This is a genomic window from Collimonas silvisoli (assembly GCF_018305005.1).
Lineage (GTDB): Bacteria > Pseudomonadota > Gammaproteobacteria > Burkholderiales > Burkholderiaceae_D > Collimonas > Collimonas silvisoli.
This window is the reverse complement of record NZ_JAGQEG010000053.1, coordinates 21,027-39,159: the sequence shown is the minus strand read 5'-3', so window position 1 is coordinate 39,159 and position 18,133 is coordinate 21,027. Positions and strand designations below refer to the sequence as shown.

17 protein-coding genes are annotated in these 18,133 nt (G+C 57.3%); 2 read left to right on the top strand and 15 right to left on the bottom strand.

Annotated features, from left to right (window positions below; all coding sequences use genetic code 11):
* The 3 genes from KHU33_RS15310 to prpB all read right to left on the bottom strand — a co-directional run.
* A partial coding sequence (locus KHU33_RS15310) for a hypothetical protein (RefSeq protein ID WP_211464407.1) occupies positions 1–321 on the bottom strand: 321 nt, incomplete at its 3' end.
* A gap of 130 nt (positions 322–451) precedes the next feature.
* A complete protein-coding gene (gene prpC, locus KHU33_RS15305; RefSeq protein ID WP_211464406.1) occupies positions 452–1,615 on the bottom strand; it encodes a bifunctional 2-methylcitrate synthase/citrate synthase in 1,164 nt (387 codons plus the stop codon).
* A gap of 51 nt (positions 1,616–1,666) precedes the next feature.
* The gene (gene prpB / locus KHU33_RS15300) at positions 1,667–2,557 is read right to left on the bottom strand and encodes a methylisocitrate lyase (RefSeq protein ID WP_211464405.1); all 891 of its coding nucleotides are present in this window, start codon (positions 2,555–2,557) and stop codon (positions 1,667–1,669) included.
* A gap of 269 nt (positions 2,558–2,826) precedes the next feature.
* Between prpB and prpR the strand changes: the two genes are divergently transcribed.
* Positions 2,827–4,479: a propionate catabolism operon regulatory protein PrpR gene (gene prpR / locus KHU33_RS15295; RefSeq protein WP_211464404.1), complete on the top strand. Its 1,653-nt coding sequence runs from the start codon at positions 2,827–2,829 to the stop codon at positions 4,477–4,479.
* A gap of 32 nt (positions 4,480–4,511) precedes the next feature.
* Here prpR and ntrC read toward each other — a convergent pair whose 3' ends face one another.
* The 4 genes from ntrC to glnA all read right to left on the bottom strand — a co-directional run bounded on the left by ntrC (position 4,512) and on the right by glnA (position 9,636).
* On the bottom strand, positions 4,512–6,035 hold the full coding sequence (ntrC, locus tag KHU33_RS15290) for a nitrogen regulation protein NR(I) (RefSeq protein WP_211464403.1): 1,524 nt from the start codon (positions 6,033–6,035) through the stop codon (positions 4,512–4,514).
* A gap of 107 nt (positions 6,036–6,142) precedes the next feature.
* Entirely contained in the window at positions 6,143–7,225 is a 1,083-nt protein-coding gene (gene glnL / locus KHU33_RS15285; RefSeq protein WP_211464401.1) for a nitrogen regulation protein NR(II), read from the bottom strand.
* 290 nt (positions 7,226–7,515) lie between these two features.
* Positions 7,516–8,016 carry a DUF4124 domain-containing protein gene (locus tag KHU33_RS15280; protein ID WP_211464399.1) on the bottom strand — a complete coding sequence of 167 codons (501 nt, stop codon included), beginning with the start codon at positions 8,014–8,016 and terminating at the stop codon, positions 7,516–7,518.
* Between the two features lie 204 nt (positions 8,017–8,220).
* Positions 8,221–9,636 carry a type I glutamate--ammonia ligase gene (glnA, locus tag KHU33_RS15275; RefSeq protein ID WP_211464397.1) on the bottom strand — a complete coding sequence of 472 codons (1,416 nt, stop codon included), beginning with the start codon at positions 9,634–9,636 and terminating at the stop codon, positions 8,221–8,223.
* A gap of 424 nt (positions 9,637–10,060) precedes the next feature.
* Here glnA and KHU33_RS15270 point away from each other — a divergent pair, with 424 nt between their 5' ends.
* The gene (locus tag KHU33_RS15270) at positions 10,061–10,525 is read left to right on the top strand and encodes a rhodanese-like domain-containing protein (RefSeq protein ID WP_211464395.1); all 465 of its coding nucleotides are present in this window, start codon (positions 10,061–10,063) and stop codon (positions 10,523–10,525) included.
* 54 nt (positions 10,526–10,579) lie between these two features.
* Here KHU33_RS15270 and KHU33_RS15265 read toward each other — a convergent pair whose 3' ends face one another.
* From KHU33_RS15265 to KHU33_RS15230, 8 genes are all read right to left on the bottom strand, one after another.
* The gene (locus KHU33_RS15265; protein WP_211464393.1) at positions 10,580–11,074 is read right to left on the bottom strand and encodes a GNAT family N-acetyltransferase; all 495 of its coding nucleotides are present in this window, start codon (positions 11,072–11,074) and stop codon (positions 10,580–10,582) included.
* A 10-nt stretch (positions 11,075–11,084) separates the two neighbouring features.
* Entirely contained in the window at positions 11,085–12,011 is a 927-nt protein-coding gene (locus KHU33_RS15260) for a delta(1)-pyrroline-2-carboxylate reductase family protein (RefSeq protein ID WP_211464391.1), read from the bottom strand.
* A 24-nt stretch (positions 12,012–12,035) separates the two neighbouring features.
* Complete coding sequence (lhpH, locus tag KHU33_RS15255) at positions 12,036–13,046, bottom strand: trans-3-hydroxy-L-proline dehydratase (protein ID WP_211464389.1); 1,011 nt, start codon at positions 13,044–13,046, stop codon at positions 12,036–12,038.
* Between the two features lie 147 nt (positions 13,047–13,193).
* Positions 13,194–14,300, bottom strand: coding sequence for a branched-chain amino acid ABC transporter substrate-binding protein (locus KHU33_RS15250; RefSeq protein WP_230414291.1), 1,107 nt, complete (start codon positions 14,298–14,300; stop codon positions 13,194–13,196).
* A gap of 288 nt (positions 14,301–14,588) precedes the next feature.
* Positions 14,589–15,407, bottom strand: coding sequence for a transporter substrate-binding domain-containing protein (locus tag KHU33_RS15245; protein ID WP_211464385.1), 819 nt, complete (start codon positions 15,405–15,407; stop codon positions 14,589–14,591).
* 18 nt (positions 15,408–15,425) lie between these two features.
* Positions 15,426–16,199 carry an ABC transporter permease gene (locus tag KHU33_RS15240; RefSeq protein ID WP_211464383.1) on the bottom strand — a complete coding sequence of 258 codons (774 nt, stop codon included), beginning with the start codon at positions 16,197–16,199 and terminating at the stop codon, positions 15,426–15,428.
* A 63-nt stretch (positions 16,200–16,262) separates the two neighbouring features.
* The gene (locus tag KHU33_RS15235) at positions 16,263–17,279 is read right to left on the bottom strand and encodes an ABC transporter substrate-binding protein (protein WP_211464381.1); all 1,017 of its coding nucleotides are present in this window, start codon (positions 17,277–17,279) and stop codon (positions 16,263–16,265) included.
* Positions 17,276–18,049, bottom strand: coding sequence for an ABC transporter ATP-binding protein (locus KHU33_RS15230; protein ID WP_211464379.1), 774 nt, complete (start codon positions 18,047–18,049; stop codon positions 17,276–17,278). Before KHU33_RS15230 ends, KHU33_RS15235 begins: the two co-directional genes overlap by 4 nt.
* Positions 18,050–18,133 lie beyond the last annotated feature (84 nt).

Here is an 18,133-nt window from a genome sequence, read left to right as displayed (position 1 = left end):
CAAACCACTTGATTTATCTTCCAGGCGCACCGCTCCGGTGGTCGTGCTGACCATTGTCATCGGGTAGCTGCGCCCTTTCCATGTCAATTTGACCTCGCCCTTGCCGGTGCTGGCGAGATCAACCCGGTTACTCAATTCGCAATAGAAATTACCGGTGAGTAAACTAGCCGCCGGCGCCGGCTCCAGCTTCAAGAGATTCGGCAAGCTGGCTTGCGGCTTGCTGTCTTCGAGCGGCACGCTGGAGCCGCAAGCGGCCAGCAATGCGGTCAGTGTCAATGCAGCAGCAATACGGTAAGAATTCAATGCGTTAAAAGCAATCATGTTGTCCCGGCCCTAAGGCGTCAAGTAAGCGGTGGATGAGCCCCATTGCTGGCCAAAAAACAACCAAGACAACAATGGGGCAATCGGTTGGCTCGCTCAAGCGCCGCTATTGCCAGTTTGCATACAGGCGCTATTTGCGTTTGCCAATCGGGACAAATTTTAAATCTTCTGGGCCGACATAATTCGCCGATGGACGAATAATCTTGTTGTCTATCCGTTGTTCGATGATGTGCGCAGCCCAGCCGGAAGTGCGGGCAATCACGAACAGCGGTGTAAACATGCCGGTCGGCACGCCCATCATGTGATACGACACGGCGGAGAACCAGTCCAGGTTAGGGAACATTTTCTTGATGTCCCACATGACTGTCTCCAGCCGTTCGGCGATATCGAACATCTTCAGGGAACCGGCATCCTTGGATAAATTACGCGCGACTTCCTTGATCACCTTGTTGCGCGGATCGGAGATGGTGTACACCGGGTGGCCGAAGCCGATCACCACTTCCTTGTTCTCGACGCGCCTCTTGATATCGGCTTCCGCCTCGTCCGGATTGTCATAACGCTTCTGGATTTCGAAGGCGACTTCATTCGCGCCGCCATGCTTGGGGCCGCGCAAAGCGCCGATGGCGCCGGTGATCGCCGAGTACATGTCGGAGCCGGTGCCGGCAATCACGCGGCCGGTGAAAGTCGACGCGTTGAATTCATGTTCTGCGTAGAGAATCAGCGAGGTGTGCATCGCCTTTTCCCACAGCGCGCAAGGCTTTTCACCGTGCAGCAAATGGAGAAAATGGCCGCCTATCGATTCATCGTCGGTTTCCACCTCGATCCGCTTGCCGTTGTGGCTATAGTGATACCAGTACAGCAGCACCGAGCCGAGCGAAGCCATCAGGCGGTCGGCGATATCGCGCGCGCCAGGCGTATTGTGATCGTCTTTTTCCGGCAGGATGCAGCCCAGCGCAGAAACCCCGGTGCGCATCACATCCATCGGATGCGAGGCGGCCGGCAACCATTCGAGCGCAGCCTTGACGTTGGCGGGCAAGCCGCGCAGAGCTTTCAGCTTGGTCTTGTAGGCTTTCAGTTCAGCGCTGGTGGGCAGTTTGCCGTGTACCAGCAAATGCGCGATTTCTTCAAACTCGCAACTGTCGGCGATATCCAGGATGTCGTAGCCGCGATAGTGCAGATCATTGCCGGTCTTGCCGACGGTGCACAGCGCGGTGTTGCCGGCGGTGACGCCGGACAGGGCCACCGATTTTTTGGGCTTGAAAGCGGCTGCGGCGGCTGGCTGTTGTTCACTCATGTAAATCTCCTATTCGATTTATTTGATAAGGATTCAAATGCCGGATACCGCTTATTTGCCCTTCTGCTGCGCAAACAAGGCATCCAGCTTTTGCTCGAATTCGTGATAGTTGATGCGCTCATACAGCTCGGCGCGCGTTTGCATGGTGTCGATCACGTTCTTCTGGGTGCCGTCGCGGCGCAGTGCGGTGTAGACGTTTTCGGCAGCCTTGTTCATCGCCCGGAAAGCCGACAGTGGATACAGCACCAGCCCGACATCGGCGGATTTCAGTTCATCCACCGTGAACAGCGGCGTCGCGCCGAACTCGGTGATGTTCGCCAGCACCGGCACTTTGACCGCCGCCGCGAATGTCTGGTACATGTCGAGCTGGGTAATCGCTTCCGGGAAAATCATGTCGGCGCCGGCTTCCACGCAAGCTACGGCGCGTTCCATCGCCGCCTCCAGACCTTCCACCGCCAGCGCATCGGTGCGCGCCATGATGACGAAATTGTCGTCGGTGCGGGCGTCGACCGCGGCCTTGATGCGATCCACCATTTCCTGCTTGCTGACGATTTCCTTGTTGGGACGATGGCCGCAACGCTTGGCGCCCACCTGGTCTTCGATATGCATGGCGGCGGCGCCGAACTTGATCATCGATTTGACAGTACGGGCGACATTGAAAGCGGAAGAACCGAAGCCGGTGTCGACATCCACCAGCAGGGGCAGATCGCAAACATCGGTGATGCGCCGGACATCGGTCAAGACGTCGTCCAGATTGGAAATGCCCAGATCCGGCAAACCCAGCGAGCCGGCCGCGACACCGCCGCCGGATAAATAAATCGCCTTGAACCCGGCGCGCTTGGCCAGCAAGGCATGATTGGCATTGATCGCACCGACCACCTGCAATGGCGATTCGTCACGAACGGCTTGTCTGAATGCGGCGCCTGCGGAATATTGCGTCATATCGTCACCTTGTCTCGAATTCAACGGTTTAGCGGTTTCATGGAAAAACCAATACAGCATTATTGCAATCGTCATGCCATCGCTGCCGCAGCCGGTAGAAACTCCCTTGCTGCTCACCCGGTTGATACAACTATTTATTTGAAATCAGATACTTGCGCTTGTTCCGCGGCGGCGGCGGGATGATTGCATTATCGTCCTTGATGTTCCATACTGCGTTCCAAATGAATTTTTGAAACAAACATGAAACATAATTGAAACATCGATAACACATGGCCCGCCCGCTACCCTCTTTCCCCTCCTCTCCTTCCAACGGCCGCGACACTAACGATCTGCCCGTCATCTGGACCGTTTCCGTGTCGCGTCTGTTCGATCTGTTCCGCGACATCACGCTGGAATTCGATCATCAAGCCAATATCGCGCCGATCCAGCTCGGCTTCGAAGACGCCGTTCAGCACATCCGCGAACGGCTGGCGACCGAACGCTGCGACGCCGTGATCGCCGCCGGCTCCAACGGCGCGTATCTGAAGAGCCGCTTGTCGGTGCCGGTCATCATCGCCAAAGCCAGCGGTTTCGATGTGATGCAGGCGCTGGCGCGGGCGCGCAAGATCACGCCGCATGTCGGCGTCATCACCTATCAAGCATCGATGCCGGCACTGGCAGAGTTTCAAGCGTCGTTCGACTTGAACATCGAGCAACGCAGCTACGCCACCGAAGAAGACGCCCGGGCTCAGATCAACGATTTGAAAGCCAGCGGCATCAAGGCGATTGTAGGCGCCGGCTTGATCACCGACCTGGCCGAGGAAGCCGGGCTGGCCGGCGTCTTTGTCTATTCCGCCGCCTCGATCCGGCAAGCGTTCAACGATGCGCTCGAATTGGCGCGCTTGACGCAACTCCAGCTGGAATCGACACGCGGCCGTGGTTATCCGGTGATCGACACGTTGCGGGTCAAGCACGGCATCAATGATTTGCGCGGCAGCTCGGACGCAATGGAAGCGATACGCAGGTCGGTGACGCTGTTTGCGCGTTCGCCGGCAACCGTCCTGATCCATGGCGAAACCGGCAGCGGCAAGGAACTGGCGGCGCAAGCGATTCACCGTGAACATCCGGTAGCGCAAGGCACCGCCGGCGGCAAAAGCAACCGTCCTTTCGTTGCGGTGAATTGCGGCGCGATTGCTGAATCGCTGCTGGAATCCGAACTGTTCGGTTACGACGAAGGCGCTTTCACAGGATCGCGCCGCGGCGGCCGCGCCGGCTTGTTTGAAGCGGCCCATCGCGGCACGCTATTCTTGGATGAAATCGGCGAAATGCCGCTGGCGTTGCAGACCCGCTTGTTACGCGTGCTGGAAGAACGCGAAGTGGTAAGGGTCGGCTCGACCCGCCCGATCGCTGTCGATGTCCGCATCATCAGCGCCACCCACTGCGACCTGGAACAACGGGTACGCGAGGGCCGCTTCCGCGCCGACCTGTTTTATCGCATCAGTGTCTTGCGTCTGAATTTACCGCCGTTGCGCGCGCGTCCGGACGATCTGGTGGCGCTGGCGGAATGGTGTTTGAAACATGCGCTGGCATCGCTGGAAGTGCGGCCTCACGCCAATCTGCATGCGGAGGTTGTGGCATGCGCAGCCCTGCTGGAAAGTTATGCGTGGCCCGGCAACGTGCGCGAACTGCGCAATCTGATGGAACGAGTTGCCTTGTTCCTGGCGGCAGAACCGCTGCGCTCGCTGACGCCGGCTTTCCTGTTGACGGTCGCGCCGGAGCTGGCTGCCGGGGCCGGTGTGGCGACACCTGTCGCGGCGCCGCCAGTCACTGAATCGGCGGCACAGACACTGGCAAGATTTGACGGCAATCGCGCGGCGGCTGCGCAATACCTGGGAATCAGCCGCACTACTTTATGGCGGAAATTGAGAGAGCGGCGGGACTGACCAATACAGCCATAGCCCTATCCGCTGCGCAATCAATCGTCCTTGGCGCCGGCTATGCCCAACTCCTGAATCTTGCGCGTGATGGTATTGCGGCCGATGCCGAGACGTACCGCCGCATCGTTCTTGCGTCCGTGGGTATGGCGCAACGCCATCTTGATCAAGGCAGATTCAAATTGCCTTCCCAGCACATCCATCACATCCGCATCGCCATTGCTGAGCATCTGCGCGGCTTCAGCTTCCAGCAAAGTAATCCAGCTTTGTTTGTCGCCGCTGCTGGCAACTTGAACTGCTGCCGGCTGCACTATTTCAGGATATTGCGCGGCGGCGGCAACCGGAGCTGAAAGATGCGGATCGAACGCTACCGGCCGGCTGGCCGGGCTTTCCAGTTGCATGCTTTGGTCACGGCCCTCGACCAGATCCTGCGGCAAATCCTTGATCTCGACGGTCTGGCCGGGCGCCATCACGGTAATCCAGTTGCACAGGTTTTCCAGCTGGCGAACGTTGCCCGGCAACTCCAGGCCGCTCATGAAACGCATGGCGTTATCGGAGACGCGCTTGCTTTCGACTCCCAGCTGCTTGGCGCTCTGGCTAAGGAAATAGCGGGTCAGGATAGGAATATCTTCACGCCGCTCGCGCAAGCTCGGCAAGCGCAACCTGATCACATTCAGACGGTGATACAAGTCTTCCCGGAACAGGCCTTCGCGCACCCGGGTTTCAAGATTCTGGTGAGTCGCGGCGATCACGCGGACGTTGGCTTTCAACGACTGATGTCCACCGACCCGATAGAAATGGCCGTCCGACAAAACCCGCAGCAAGCGGGTCTGCAGATCAAACGGCATGTCGCCGATTTCATCCAGGAACAGGGTGCCGCCTTCGGCTTGTTCAAAACGGCCGCGGCGCGATGCCTGGGCGCCGGTGAATGCGCCGCGCTCATGTCCGAACAATTCCGACTCCAGCAAATCTTTCGGGATCGCTGCGGTGTTGAGGGCGATGAACGGTTGCGCTGCGCGCGGGCTGTGCTTGTGCAGGGCGCGCGCGACCAGTTCCTTGCCGGTCCCCGATTCGCCGGTGATCAGCACCGTCACGTTCGATTGCGACAAGCGGCCGATGGCGCGAAACACATCTTGCATGGCCGGCGCTTGTCCGAGGATTTCCGGGGTGTCGGCAGAGGCTTGCTCGACATTCGCTTCGCGCAGACTTTCTTCCAGCGCGCGCCGTATCAGTTCGACTGCCTTGTCGACATCGAAGGGCTTGGCCAGGTATTCGAAAGCGCCGCCCTGAAATGCGGCAACGGCGGAATCGAGATCGGAAAACGCGGTGATGATGATCACCGGCACGCCGGGGAACTTGGCTTTGACGGTTTGCAGCAACTCCAGGCCGGATGCGCCCGGCATGCGGATGTCGGAAACCAGCACTTGCGGCGTGCTCGATTGCAGCGCTTCAATTGCATCGCGCGCATTGGAGAAACTCTTGGTGCTCAGGTTTTCGCGGGCCAGCGCTTTTTCAAGCACCCATCGAATCGATTCGTCGTCGTCAACAATCCAGATTGGTTTCATGTGTTTTCTGCTGCACGCAGTCAGTTAAGCTGTAGCTGTAGTAGTTAAGCTGTAATTCGTTGATCATCAGCGCAATGACGGCCACTACAAAAACCGGCGAACAGGTTTCAAGGTAGCGGTATCAGAATTCTGAAATCTGTATATCCCGGCCGGCTTTCGCATTCGATTACCCCCATGTGCTGCTGCACGAAAGTTTGCGCCAGCGTCAAACCCAAACCACTGCCGCCATCGCGTCCCGACACCAGCGGATAAAAAATGCGTTCTTGAATCTCGGCCGGAATGCCAGGTCCATTGTCGATGATATGCAAGTCTAGTGCCAGCCGGTAACGCACCTTGGCCAGCGTCACTTGCCGCACTATCCGGCTCTGAAAAACCAACTCGGCGTCGCCCGCTTTGATGCGCTCGTGCAACGCTTGCGCTGCGTTGTGGGCAATATTCAGAATTGCCTGGATCAGTTGCTCCTTGTCACCGCGAAATTGCGGGATCGACAAATCGTAATCGCGCTTGATGCTCAAGCCGCTTGGAAATTCGGCCACGATCAGGCTGCGCACCCGCTCGCATACCTCATGGATATTCACGTCGCCGACGATCTGCGCCAGCCGGTGCGGCGCCAGCAGGCGATCCACCAGGGTCTGCAGGCGATCGGCTTCCTTGATGATGACTTGCGTGTATTCGCGCAATTCCTTGACGTGGCGCTCCGGCAGTTCGAGCTCCAGCAACTGGGCGGCGCCGCGAATGCCGCCCAAGGGATTCTTGATTTCGTGCGCCAGGTTGCGGATCAGCTCTTTATTGACCTGGCTCTGGTCGATCAGGCGCTCCTCGCGTTCCAGCTTGAGCTGCTGCACGTTCTCGCGCAACTCGATCAGCACCGGCATCTCGGGATTGTCGAGCGCGGTGACGATGGTGTCGACCCACAAGGGTTCGCGCCCCATGCGCTCCAGGATCAGGTCCTGGCGCGAATCGTCGAACTGATGTTGCAGCGCCTGCTGGAAAATCGCAATCAGCTGCTCTGGGTTCAGGAACAGGTCCGACAGGGTTTGCTGCAGCAGCAAGCGGCAGGAACTTTCCAGCAGATTTTCGGCGGCGGCATTGGCAAACACCAGGCGTCCTTGCTGATCCAGCACCAGCACCGCAGACGCCAGCAGATCGAGGCTGGCAAGTGCGTTGCGTTCGGTAGTTTTTATTGGCATCCGGACATCCTCATTAAAAAACCGGTTCCTGACGGACGCTGCTGTAGCCGGCTGCAGACGACATTGAGCACGGCAACCCATGCGGCGTCGGCGTCAAAGGAAGTCTGTGTGTAATTGAAATGGTGCATTTTTCCGAGCATAACAAGCTTTGTAAGCGATGTCGGTGGGTCATATGCAGAATCGCCACATTATGGTGCGTCCGGCTTGGCTCTATCTTAAACCGGATGGGCAAAAATAAAGGCCGCAGTAGCGGCCTTATGCATCAAGCAAGGTTAATACCATGCGCGGTATTACTTGAGATTCGACAGTTCCCGGTTGAGTGCATCGATATTTTTCTCGCTGCGGGAAATATCTTCTTTCATCGACGCTACCCGCTCCTGGTACTTGGCGTAATTGTGTTCGTTGCCTTGCCGCTCCGGCGTGCCGTCGTTGTAGTCTTTCTTGAGATTAGCCAGGCGCTGCTGCTCGTTCTTCAACTCATCCTGCAAGATCTGGCGGCGATCGTTGTCGCGCGCTTTTTGCGTACCGTTATCCACTTTCGGGAAATCAGGCGGAGTCGCAGTTGCCGGTTTGCTGGAAGCTGCGCCGCCTGCACCTGCTCCGCTCGACTTGCCGGCACTGGGCGAAGTCACCGTCAGCGGCGGCAGACTGACGCGCTTGCAACCCTTGGTATCGCCAGTGTTCTTGTATTCCTTGACGCCATTCTGGTCTACGCACAGAAAAACCTCGCTTTGGGCATGAGCCATGCCGACAGCGGCCAACAGCAGAAATCCAGGTAAAAGAAGCTTCATAGACTTTCTTCGCAATTCAATCGAGACGCTAGTTTATGTCAAGAAACATGCAATGACAAACCATCCTGCACAATATAGTTTGCGATATCCCGATGGACAAAACAAGTGTATTAAAAAGACAAAAGGACAGAGAGATCCCTGTCCTTTATCTTGCCGTCCGATCTTGCATTGTGCAAGACCGGATGCTCAAACTTGCGAACTAACTTACACCGAGTAGTACATATCGAATTCGATCGGGTGAGTCGTCATGCGGAAGCGTTGTACTTCCTGCATTTTCAGATCCAGATAGGCATCGATCATGCTGTCGCTGAATACGCCGCCACGAGTCAGGAACTCGCGATCCTTGTCGAGCGCTTCCAGTGCTTCTTCCAGCGAAGCGCAAACGGTAGGAATCAGTTTGTCTTCTTCCGGCGGCAGATGGTACAGATCTTTCGATGCTGCTTCGCCCGGATGGATCTTGTTTTGCACGCCGTCCAGACCTGCCATCAGCAATGCTGCGAAGCACAGGTATGGGTTAGCCAGCGGATCCGGGAAACGGGTTTCGATACGGCGACCCTTTGGATTAGCCACGTGTGGAATGCGGATCGAAGCCGAGCGGTTACGCGCCGAATAAGCCAGCTTGACCGGTGCTTCGTAGCCAGGAACCAGACGCTTGTAGGAGTTGGTGCCTGGGTTGGTGATCGCGTTCAGCGCTTTAGCGTGCTTGATGATGCCGCCGATGTAGAACAGCGCGAATTCGGACAGGCCGGCATAGCCGTCGCCAGCGAACAGGTTCTGGCCGTCTTTCCATACCGATTGATGCACGTGCATGCCGGAACCGTTGTCGCCAACGATAGGCTTAGGCATGAAGGTGGCAGTCTTGCCGTAGGTGTGGGCAACGTTCCAGACCACGTATTTCAGGTTCTGAGTCCAGTCGGCGCGCTCAACCAGCGTCGAGAACTTGGTGCCGATTTCATTTTGACCGGCGCCGGCCACTTCGTGGTGATGCACTTCAACCGGGATGCCCAGCGATTCCAGGATCAGGCACATTTCCGAACGCATGTCTTGGAAGCTGTCGACCGGCGGCACTGGGAAATAACCGCCCTTGACGGTTGGACGATGGCCGGTATTGCCGCCTTCGAGCTTGGCGCCGGTGCTCCAGGATGCTTCTTCGGAACCGATCTTGACGAAGCAACCCGACATGTCGGCGCCCCAGCGGACGTCGTCGAAAATGAAGAATTCCGGTTCCGGACCGAAATAGGCGGTGTCGCCCAGGCCGGAAGATTTCAGATAGGCTTCTGCGCGCTTGGCGATGGAACGTGGGTCACGGTCGTAGCCCTTGCCGTCGGATGGCTCGATCACGTCACATTGCATGAACAATGTGGTTTCTTCCATGAACGGGTCGATGTTCGCGGTGTTTGGGTCCGGCATCAACAACATGTCGGAAGCTTCAATACCCTTCCATCCAGCAATAGAAGAACCGTCAAATGCGTGACCCGACTCAAATTTATCGATATCGAAATGAGAGACAGGGACAGTTACGTGCTGTTCCTTGCCTTTGGTGTCAGCGAAGCGAAAATCAACGAATTTGACTTCGTTGTCTTTTGCCATTTTCAAGACTTCTGCGGCCGTCATTGCCATGTGAATCTCCTAAATATGAAAGGTACTGCAATTTTAAATTGTGCGACCTGCTCAGGATCTGTTGCACGCAATTTTCCGCGTCGCAGTAACATCATGATGTACAGGTATTGAGCAAACTATGACCGGACAGCAATTCAGTACGACCAGAACTCAGTGCAGGATGATAGCAGAATCCATGCCACCATCCTTTCGCCAAGGCATGCTTATTCGGCCTTGTAATTAGCTAGTGTGGAAGGCTATGTTACCGGTTTGCAGTGTTGGCTTTACCATTACAGCAATCACCAATCACCAGATCGGTGCAGCGAAAAATATAAGCACCATTTTCGTGCGCAAGCTTAAATAAGCCACAAATTGGCACTATATTGGTGCAATTGAATATCCAGCAAAGCATCAAAGCAAAAAACATCATTTTAGGAGAAACACCATGACCACCAGCAACGAAATCCTGACCACTGCCAGACAACGCGGTCAAAATGATCATCTTCCCTATGCCGGCGCGGTGACCCCTAATGAGGCATTCTCTTTATTGGAGGCAGATGTCGCCGCGATTCTGGTGGATGTGCGCACCAACGCCGAACGCGACTGGGTCGGCCGGGTGGCGATTCGCGAGCCGCAGCACGCGGCGGTGCAATGGTCGCAATATCCCGGCGGCGTGCAGAATCCCGATTTCCTGGCGCAACTGGCGCAGATTGCAGAAAAGGGAACGCCGCTGCTGTTTCTGTGCCGTTCCGGGGTGCGCTCGCAACACGCAGCCAAACTGGCCACCGAAAACGGCTACAGCAATTGCTTCAATATCCTGGAAGGTTTTGAAGGCGATAAAGACAATAATGGCCACCGCAAGAACGTCAATGGCTGGTGCAAGGCTGGTTTGCCTTGGCTGGGGGCTTGAGACGGCCTTTAAATTTATGCGCGTGAATCTGGCGCTGCCAGAGCAGCGCCGGATTCATCCTCTTCGAAAAGCAAGTATCCGGTTCTCGTATTTCTGCTCTTCAAATTCGTGCCAGGCGGTGCCGATGTCGACGAAGCCATAGCTGCCATAAAAGGCCAGCGCCCGTGCATTGCCGGCCCAGGCCGTGAGCCAAAGTCTGTTGCCTGCGTTGTCGATCGCGTGATCCAGCAGCGCGCTGCCGATGCCGCGGCCATGGAAATGCTCCTGCACGTATAGCGTGTCGACCTCGACTCCGCCGTAGTTTTCTTCGGCACAGCGCGAATCCAGATCGAGCAGGATGTAACCGAGCAGATTGGCGCCATCCACTTTCACAAACAAGCGGTAATCCGGATCGGCGATGATGCTGTGGAAATAGCCGGGAGTGAAAGTCGACAGCGCCTCGCGCGCCAGATCATCGCTGACGCCTTCGGTGGCATAGGTGTGCAGCCAGACCTGGATCGACAGCGCGGTCAGGCTCATGCAATCGGCTTCTACTGCTTTGCGAATCACGTTGCTTCCCTCATGCAAGCCCAAGCGATGCAATCGCGACGCGCGCAGCGGCCAGATCCCAGGCGGCCTGGCCGACGGTTTTATAGACCGGCAACAGCGCCTGCTGGACAAAACCATGCGCCAGCACATCAGGCAATTCACGCACTTTGCTCCAGTCGATCTGCGCTTGCAGCAAATCGCCGGCTTCATGCTTGGCGCCCGCCAGGCAGTCGACCACTATGGTGCGGCTGTGCAACAGCTCAGCCGGGAATTCCACCATATCCGGTTTGAACGCGCCGACGCCGATCGCCAGCGTGGTCGCGGCGATATGGGCTGGAATCACAGCCGCGCGCGAGGTAGTCAAGGCAATCATCACATCGGTGTGCGGCAAATCGGCGGCCAGCGCGGCGGCGGCCAGAGGCTTGATCACAATCTGCGGATGACGCAGTTGCAAGGCATCGCAAAATGCCTGGGTCTTTGGCAGATCGCGGGCGGCTACCCAAAATTCATTGACGCCGAAATATTCGACCAAGCCGTCGGCATGGGCGATGGCCTGAACTCCGGTGCCGATCAATAGCGCGGATTTTGGCTTGACTGGCAACAGCGCTTCAATGCCGAGCAGAGTTACCGCGGCTGTCCGCCGCGCGGTAACGGTGGGACCGTGCAACAGCGCCAGGCGGCGGCCGCTGGCGGCATCGAACACCACCACTTCGCCCTGGATCGCTGGCAATTGATGCTGGGCGTTGTTGGCATGCACGGTGATCAGCTTGGTCATGCCGATATCGGCAGCCACCGCAGGCATGCATAACAGCACGCTGGCCTGGTCGATTTCTACCACCATGCGCTCGGGCGCGTTGATCTTGCCTTCGCGCAGTTGCTGCGCGACTTTTACCAGTGCCGGCACCAGTTCGGCATAAGGCAAGGCGGCTGCGGTGCTTTCGGCGTCGAGAATTTGCATGTCGTCTTCGTCACTGGAAATAGATCAGCGCAAGAAAAAACCTTGCGGGAACGGATCGCTGTCTTCCAGCACCCACTGATTGAAACCCATGATGTGGGCGTTGCCGGTCACTTCGGTATGCACCGCGTCGAACTCGCCGACCTTGGTGGTCCCGATCACCCGCACCCGGAAACAGCTGCCGACGATGCTTTCATTCACCAGCACCTGATTCATGGCCAGTTTCTGGCGCAGGAACAATTGTGCGGCGCGGCCGGAGGTGCCGGTGCCGGTCGGCGAACGGTCTACTTCGCGGTCGGCAAAGATGCAGACGTTGGCTTGATCGGCCTTGGCGTCATTCGGCGCGCCGTCGATGATGGTGCCGTACAAGGTATCCAGGTCAGGCTCCAGCGGATGCCGGATTTTTACTTTGTCTTTGACTGCCTGCTTGGTTTCCGCGCCTAGCTGTATCAAGCTGCGCACCTGCTCCGGCTTGATCTTGAGCCCGGCCTGGTCGGCGTTCATGTAGTAATAAAAAGCGCCGCCGAAAACGATGTCGCCAATCACCTTGCCGAAACTCGGCGTCTCGACTTCGACATCGCGCTGGTAGATAAACGCCGGCACATTGCGGAAAGTGACGGCGCCGGCGCGCTTGCCATCCCATTCGACCTGGGCGTCGATGAAGCCGGCCGGAGTATCAAAGCCGATGCGCGTCAGCGGCATGGTGCGTTCTACATGATTGAGCTCCACCAGCACTTTGCCGAGTGCGATGATGCCGTGGCCGCACATGTCGCTATAACCTTCGTTATGAATGAAGATCACGCCGAAATCGGCGGCCGGCGTGACCGGCGGCAGCAGATACGCGCCGTACATGTCGGCATGGCCGCGCGGCTCGTTCATCAGGAACCGGCGCAGGTCGTCGCGCTGCTCTTTGAGCCAGCTGCGGCGCTCAAGAATGGTCTTGCCCGGCACCGGCGGCAAACCGGAAATCACGATACGCAACGGTTCGCCGCCGGTATGCGCATCTACCGTATGTATGGTTCGTGTGTAACTTAGCATGGGAATTTTGTATGAGGGAGCCAGGAGTATTATCAAGCTGCATGTTGACGGCAGGCGGAAAGCGCGTAGCGCCCCCCGCCTGATTTACTTCTGTGACACGTTTGCAGCCTGCAAGGCCGATAAAAGACCAAGCGCTGCTGCTTGGTCTTAGTAGCTGGTCAGCGCTTCCGGCGCACCGCCCTTGAAGCGGTACACCGTCACCGGCGATTGCTTCAGATCGTGCTTGGCGTCAAACTCGTAAGAACCGGCCACGCCCTTGTAATGAATTTTTTCGAGTGCCGATATGTATTGCTTAGGCTCTACCGAATTGGCTTCTTTCATCGCTTGCGCGATCAGCATCATGCCGTCGTAGAACGATGCCGCATAGGTTTCGGCAGGACGATTGAAACGCTTTTGATAATCCGCTGCGAAAGCTTTCCCGGACGCCAGCTTGTCCAGCATGGCGCCGCCTTGCGTGCAATATACTTGATCGGTAATCGCATCGCCGCCGAGACGCCCCATTTCCGGTGCGCAAATGCCATCGCCGCCCAGCAGCAAGGTATTCAAGCCAAGCTGTTTCATCTGGCGTGTCATCGGGCCGCCCTGTGGCGAATAGCCGCCGTAGAAAATCGCATCAGGTTTTTTTGACTTGATGTTGGTCAGGATGCCGTTGAAGTCGGTTGCCTTGTCATTGGTAAATTCGGTACCGACAACTTGCATGCCATTGGCTTTTGCAACCTTGGCGAATTCCTCTGCCAGGCCTTGGCCGTAGGCGGTGCGGTCATCGATAATCGCAACCTTCTTGACCTTCAATTCCTTGGCTGCGTACAGCGCCATCTTGCCGCCCAGCTGGCTATCGCTGGCAGCTACCCGGAACACATAGGGAAAGCCTTGCATAGTCACTTTTGGATTGGAAGCCACGGTGCCCATCACGATGCCGGCGTCGTTGTAGATGCGCGAAGCAGGGATCGTCACGCCGGAGTTGTATGGGCCGACAATCGCCTTGACGCCCATGTCGACCAGCTTTTGCGCCACCGAGACACCCGACTTAGGATCAGCCTGATCATCTTCCATCACGGCTTCAAACTTGATCTTTTTGCCGCCAATTACCATACCCTTGGCATTTAACGCATCAATTGCCATCGTCAGGCCGCCCTGGTTGTCTTTACCTGCGGATGCCTGAGCGCCAGTCAGCGGGCTGCTAAAACCGATCTTTACTACCTGTGTCTCCTGCGCCATTGCGAGCGCTGGGAATGCAGCCAACATAACCATCATAAGTTTGGTCCGTGCGTACATGGCTTTTCCTTTCGTCTGTCTTTAATAATAGTGTTTTTTTAATATCGGCACCCATCGTCTGGCGTGCGTACCGGGAAGTCTCTTGCAGATCGCATCCTAGCAGGGACGCCGCCACATTAAATTCTTTTATGCGACGGCTTCCCCGTAGATTCGATGGCAAAACGACGCGTTCCAACTTGGATTTTAGTTACTATCCGGCGCAGAGGGAAACAAATAAATTAGTTGGGCGTAGCAAAGGTAAGCTGCCAACTCGGCCGCCAACCGCCGTCAGTGGCAGTCGGGCACGTTCTGGTCCAAATAGACCTCGAAAGCGACATTGCTGATCCATTTTTTTTGCATGCCGGCCCAGTAGCCGTTGCTATCCCAGGTCTTGCTCAGCTGTTGCAGATAGGCGCCGAGTTCGGTGTCTGCCGACCTTAGCGCGAAGCTCAGTGTGGCCAGGCTGCCATTCAGCGGCAAGCTGGCTGAAAACTTCTTCCATTCGGGAAAATCAAGCATGCCGTTCAAGACGGCGTCATCCTGCACGGCAGCGTCGCAAACCCCGGTTCTGAGCGCCAGCAATACGTCGGCCGGGGCTTCATATGTTTTTTCAAGGGCGCCATAGCTGGCTGCCACGCTGCCGGCATAAGCTCCGCCTTGCGCCACGCAAATGCTGCGGCCGCGCAATTGCGCCAGACGTTTGATATCGGTATCGCTGCGCATGATCAGTTTGGCGCGCGCCTGATACCTAGTCGGCAGCAGTCTTACGTTGGAGCCGAGTGTGTCGGCATCGGCCCGCGTCAGATTCAACAGCAGCAGATCGACCTTGCCTTGCGCCAGCAACTGCTGCCGATTCTGCGGCGTCGCTTTTACCGTAAGCAGCTTGACGCCCAAGCGCTGCGCCAGGTCCTCGGCAACCGTGTCGGCGAAACCGTCGGCAGTGCGATATTTTGCGCCTGCAACATGTGGTGGAATGACGTAGCTGACGCCGACGATCAATTGGCCGCGTTGTTTGATCTGTTGCAAACTGGCCGCCCAAGCGCTGACCTGCAGCGTGCAAGCCAGCAGCAATAGCGCAGATCGGAGGACGAATGAACGCCGCTTCATGTTCATGGCGTCAGACGCTCAGACGTACTGATAGCGCAGCACCCTATGCTTCAGATTTTCCAGAATCAGCTGATCGATCAGCGCCGCCAGAATCGCAATGGCGAGGATGTTGGTCATCACGCCGATCATGTCGGCGGTTTCGCCTGCGTAGGCCAGGGTTCGTCCCAGTCCCTTGCCAAAGCCAATCAGCATTTCCGCCGAAATCAAGGCGCGCCAGGCATTGCCGAACGCCAGTTGAGCGCCGGTAATCAGTTCCGGCATGACGGCTGGCAGATACACCCGTTTCAGCATATCCCAACGCGTCGCGCCCATCACCCGCGCCGCCGAGACATGCACTTGCTGCACGCTTTCAGTAGCGTTCATCACGCTTAAAGCGGCTGGAAAAAAAGCCGCCAGCGCCACCACCACCATGATCGGCAGATTGCCGAAACCCATCAGTATCAGGAACAGCGGCACCCAGGCAATCGACGGGATCGATTGCAGGATGATGATGGCCGACTTCAGCACTTCACGGAAGAAAAACAGGACCGCGCCGATCAGGCCGAAGCCGATGCCGAACAGCATCGCCGCCGCATACCCGCCGCCGAGCCGGGTCAGGCTGCCCCACAAGGCGGTGCGGAATTCCGGTGTCAGCGCTTCTTGCCACAAACGCCCCAGCACCGGCAGCACGCCCGGCATCAGGAAATCGGGCAACGACCAGGCTGCGACTTGCCACAGCAAGAAAATCAACAAGATAGCCAGCAACATGGCAAGTTTTTTGCGGTAACCGCGCAGCCGGCTTTGAGTAATCATAGATAAGGGGAAAAATAAGCCAAAACAATTCTTGTGTGTTGAAGAAAGCTGACTGCGAAACGATCAGAGCTTGCGGTCTTTTTGCCAGTCCAAATCAATGATCGCGTTGACGTTGAACGGTTTGCCGTCGCGCGTTTTCAAGGAGCCCTGCTCTTGCAGGATATTTGCCAGTTCCTGCATGCGCGCCAGTTCCTTGGCGGTCAGCACGGCGCTGAAGGTCTGGCTCTTGATAGCGTCGCGGATCACCGTCTCACGCGGCAGATCGCCTTGCTTCAGGGTTTTCAAGGTTGGATCGGCGATGAAATAGCCGGCAATCAATTTCGATGCCGCCGCCGGATTTTTTTGCAAAAGATCGATCGCTTCACGCTGCGCATCCAGCGACTTCCAGACAGCTTCGCGGCGCTTCGCCAGCGTCTCGCCGGAAGTGATCACCACCATGCAGGGGAAAGGCCAGACTTCGCCGACCTCGTAAATCTGTTTGACCGGCGCCACCAGTTTCGCGATGCTGGCTTGCGGCTCGAACAGGAAAGCGGCATCGACGCGCTTGCCCACCAGCGATTGCACCGCCACCTGCGGACTGACGCCGAGAATGTTGACATCGTCGGCCTTCAAGCCGGCGTTCTTGAGCGTCACGCCTTTGAGCACGGTGTCGGCGGTGCTGCCCTCGGCCTGCGAGGCCAGGGTGTGTCCCTTCAATCCGGCCACATCCTTGATGCCGCTATCCTCGCGCACCACGATGGCGTGATAGCCATGCTGGGCGCCGGCCACCACCTTGAGGTCGGCGCCTTTGGAGGCCCAGGCCGCGGCATTGGTAAAGCCCAGCACGCCGCTATCGAGCTGGCCGCCGACGATGGCCTTGATCAGATCGGTGCCCGATTTGAACTCGACCAGTTCCACCTCCAGACCATGTTTCTTGTAAAACCCGCCCTCAAAAGCGGCAATCGCCTGCGCATCGTCCATGACCCGCAAATAACCGATCTTGAATTTTTCGGCGGCGCCGGCCTGCCCCGCCAGCGACAGCAGCAGCGCAGGAAGCAGCAGTAGCGGCTTTAGTTTGGTGTTGGCGAAGTTAAATTTCATGCGGCAATTCCCTCAAGTTTTTTTGCGAACGCATCCTGCTCCGCGTGAATCCCAAGCAGGCAAAGAATTTCCCGCCGGATGGCGGCAAACTCGGATAGATCGTGGGTTTTCTCGTGATGGTTCAGATTGAACTCGCGCAGCACCTTGGCCGGACGCGGGCTGAATACCAGAATCCGGTCGGCCAGGAACAAAGCTTCGTCGACATCGTGCGTGACTAGCAATACAGTCGGGCGCTCTTCGCGGATCAGCTGGCGCAGGGAATCCTGCAAGGTCATGCGCGTCAGCGCATCGAGTGCGCCGAACGGCTCATCCAGCAGCAGCACTTTCGGTTTAGTGATGAAGGCCCGCGCCAGCGCCGCCCGCTGCCGCATGCCGCCGGAAACCTGGTGCGGGTAATAAGCCTCGAAACCTTGCAAGCTGACCTTTGATAACCAGTCGCGCGCCTGCTGGCGAGCGCTGGCCTTGCTGACTTTTTGCAATTCCAGCGCCAACGCCACATTCGCTTCCAGCGTCAACCACGGATACAGCGCGTTTTCCTGAAACATCAGCATGCGTTCGGGATGCGGGCTTGTGATCGCTTGGCCGTCGGCCAACACCGCGCCGCTGCTGGGAGCGCCGAGGCCGGCCGCCAGATGCAGCAAGGTCGATTTGCCGCAGCCGGAAGGACCGACCAGGGCGACCAGCTCGCCTTCTTCGATTTCACGGCTGAAATCGGCGATCACCGGCAAGCCGGAGAATTGCTTGTTGATGTGCTGAAAAGATAATTTCATGGGAGATGGCGGCCTTTGCGTCGACTATTGCAGCGCTGCGCCTAAGTTGGCAAGCGTATATAAAGTGGTTTTTTTATTAGTTTT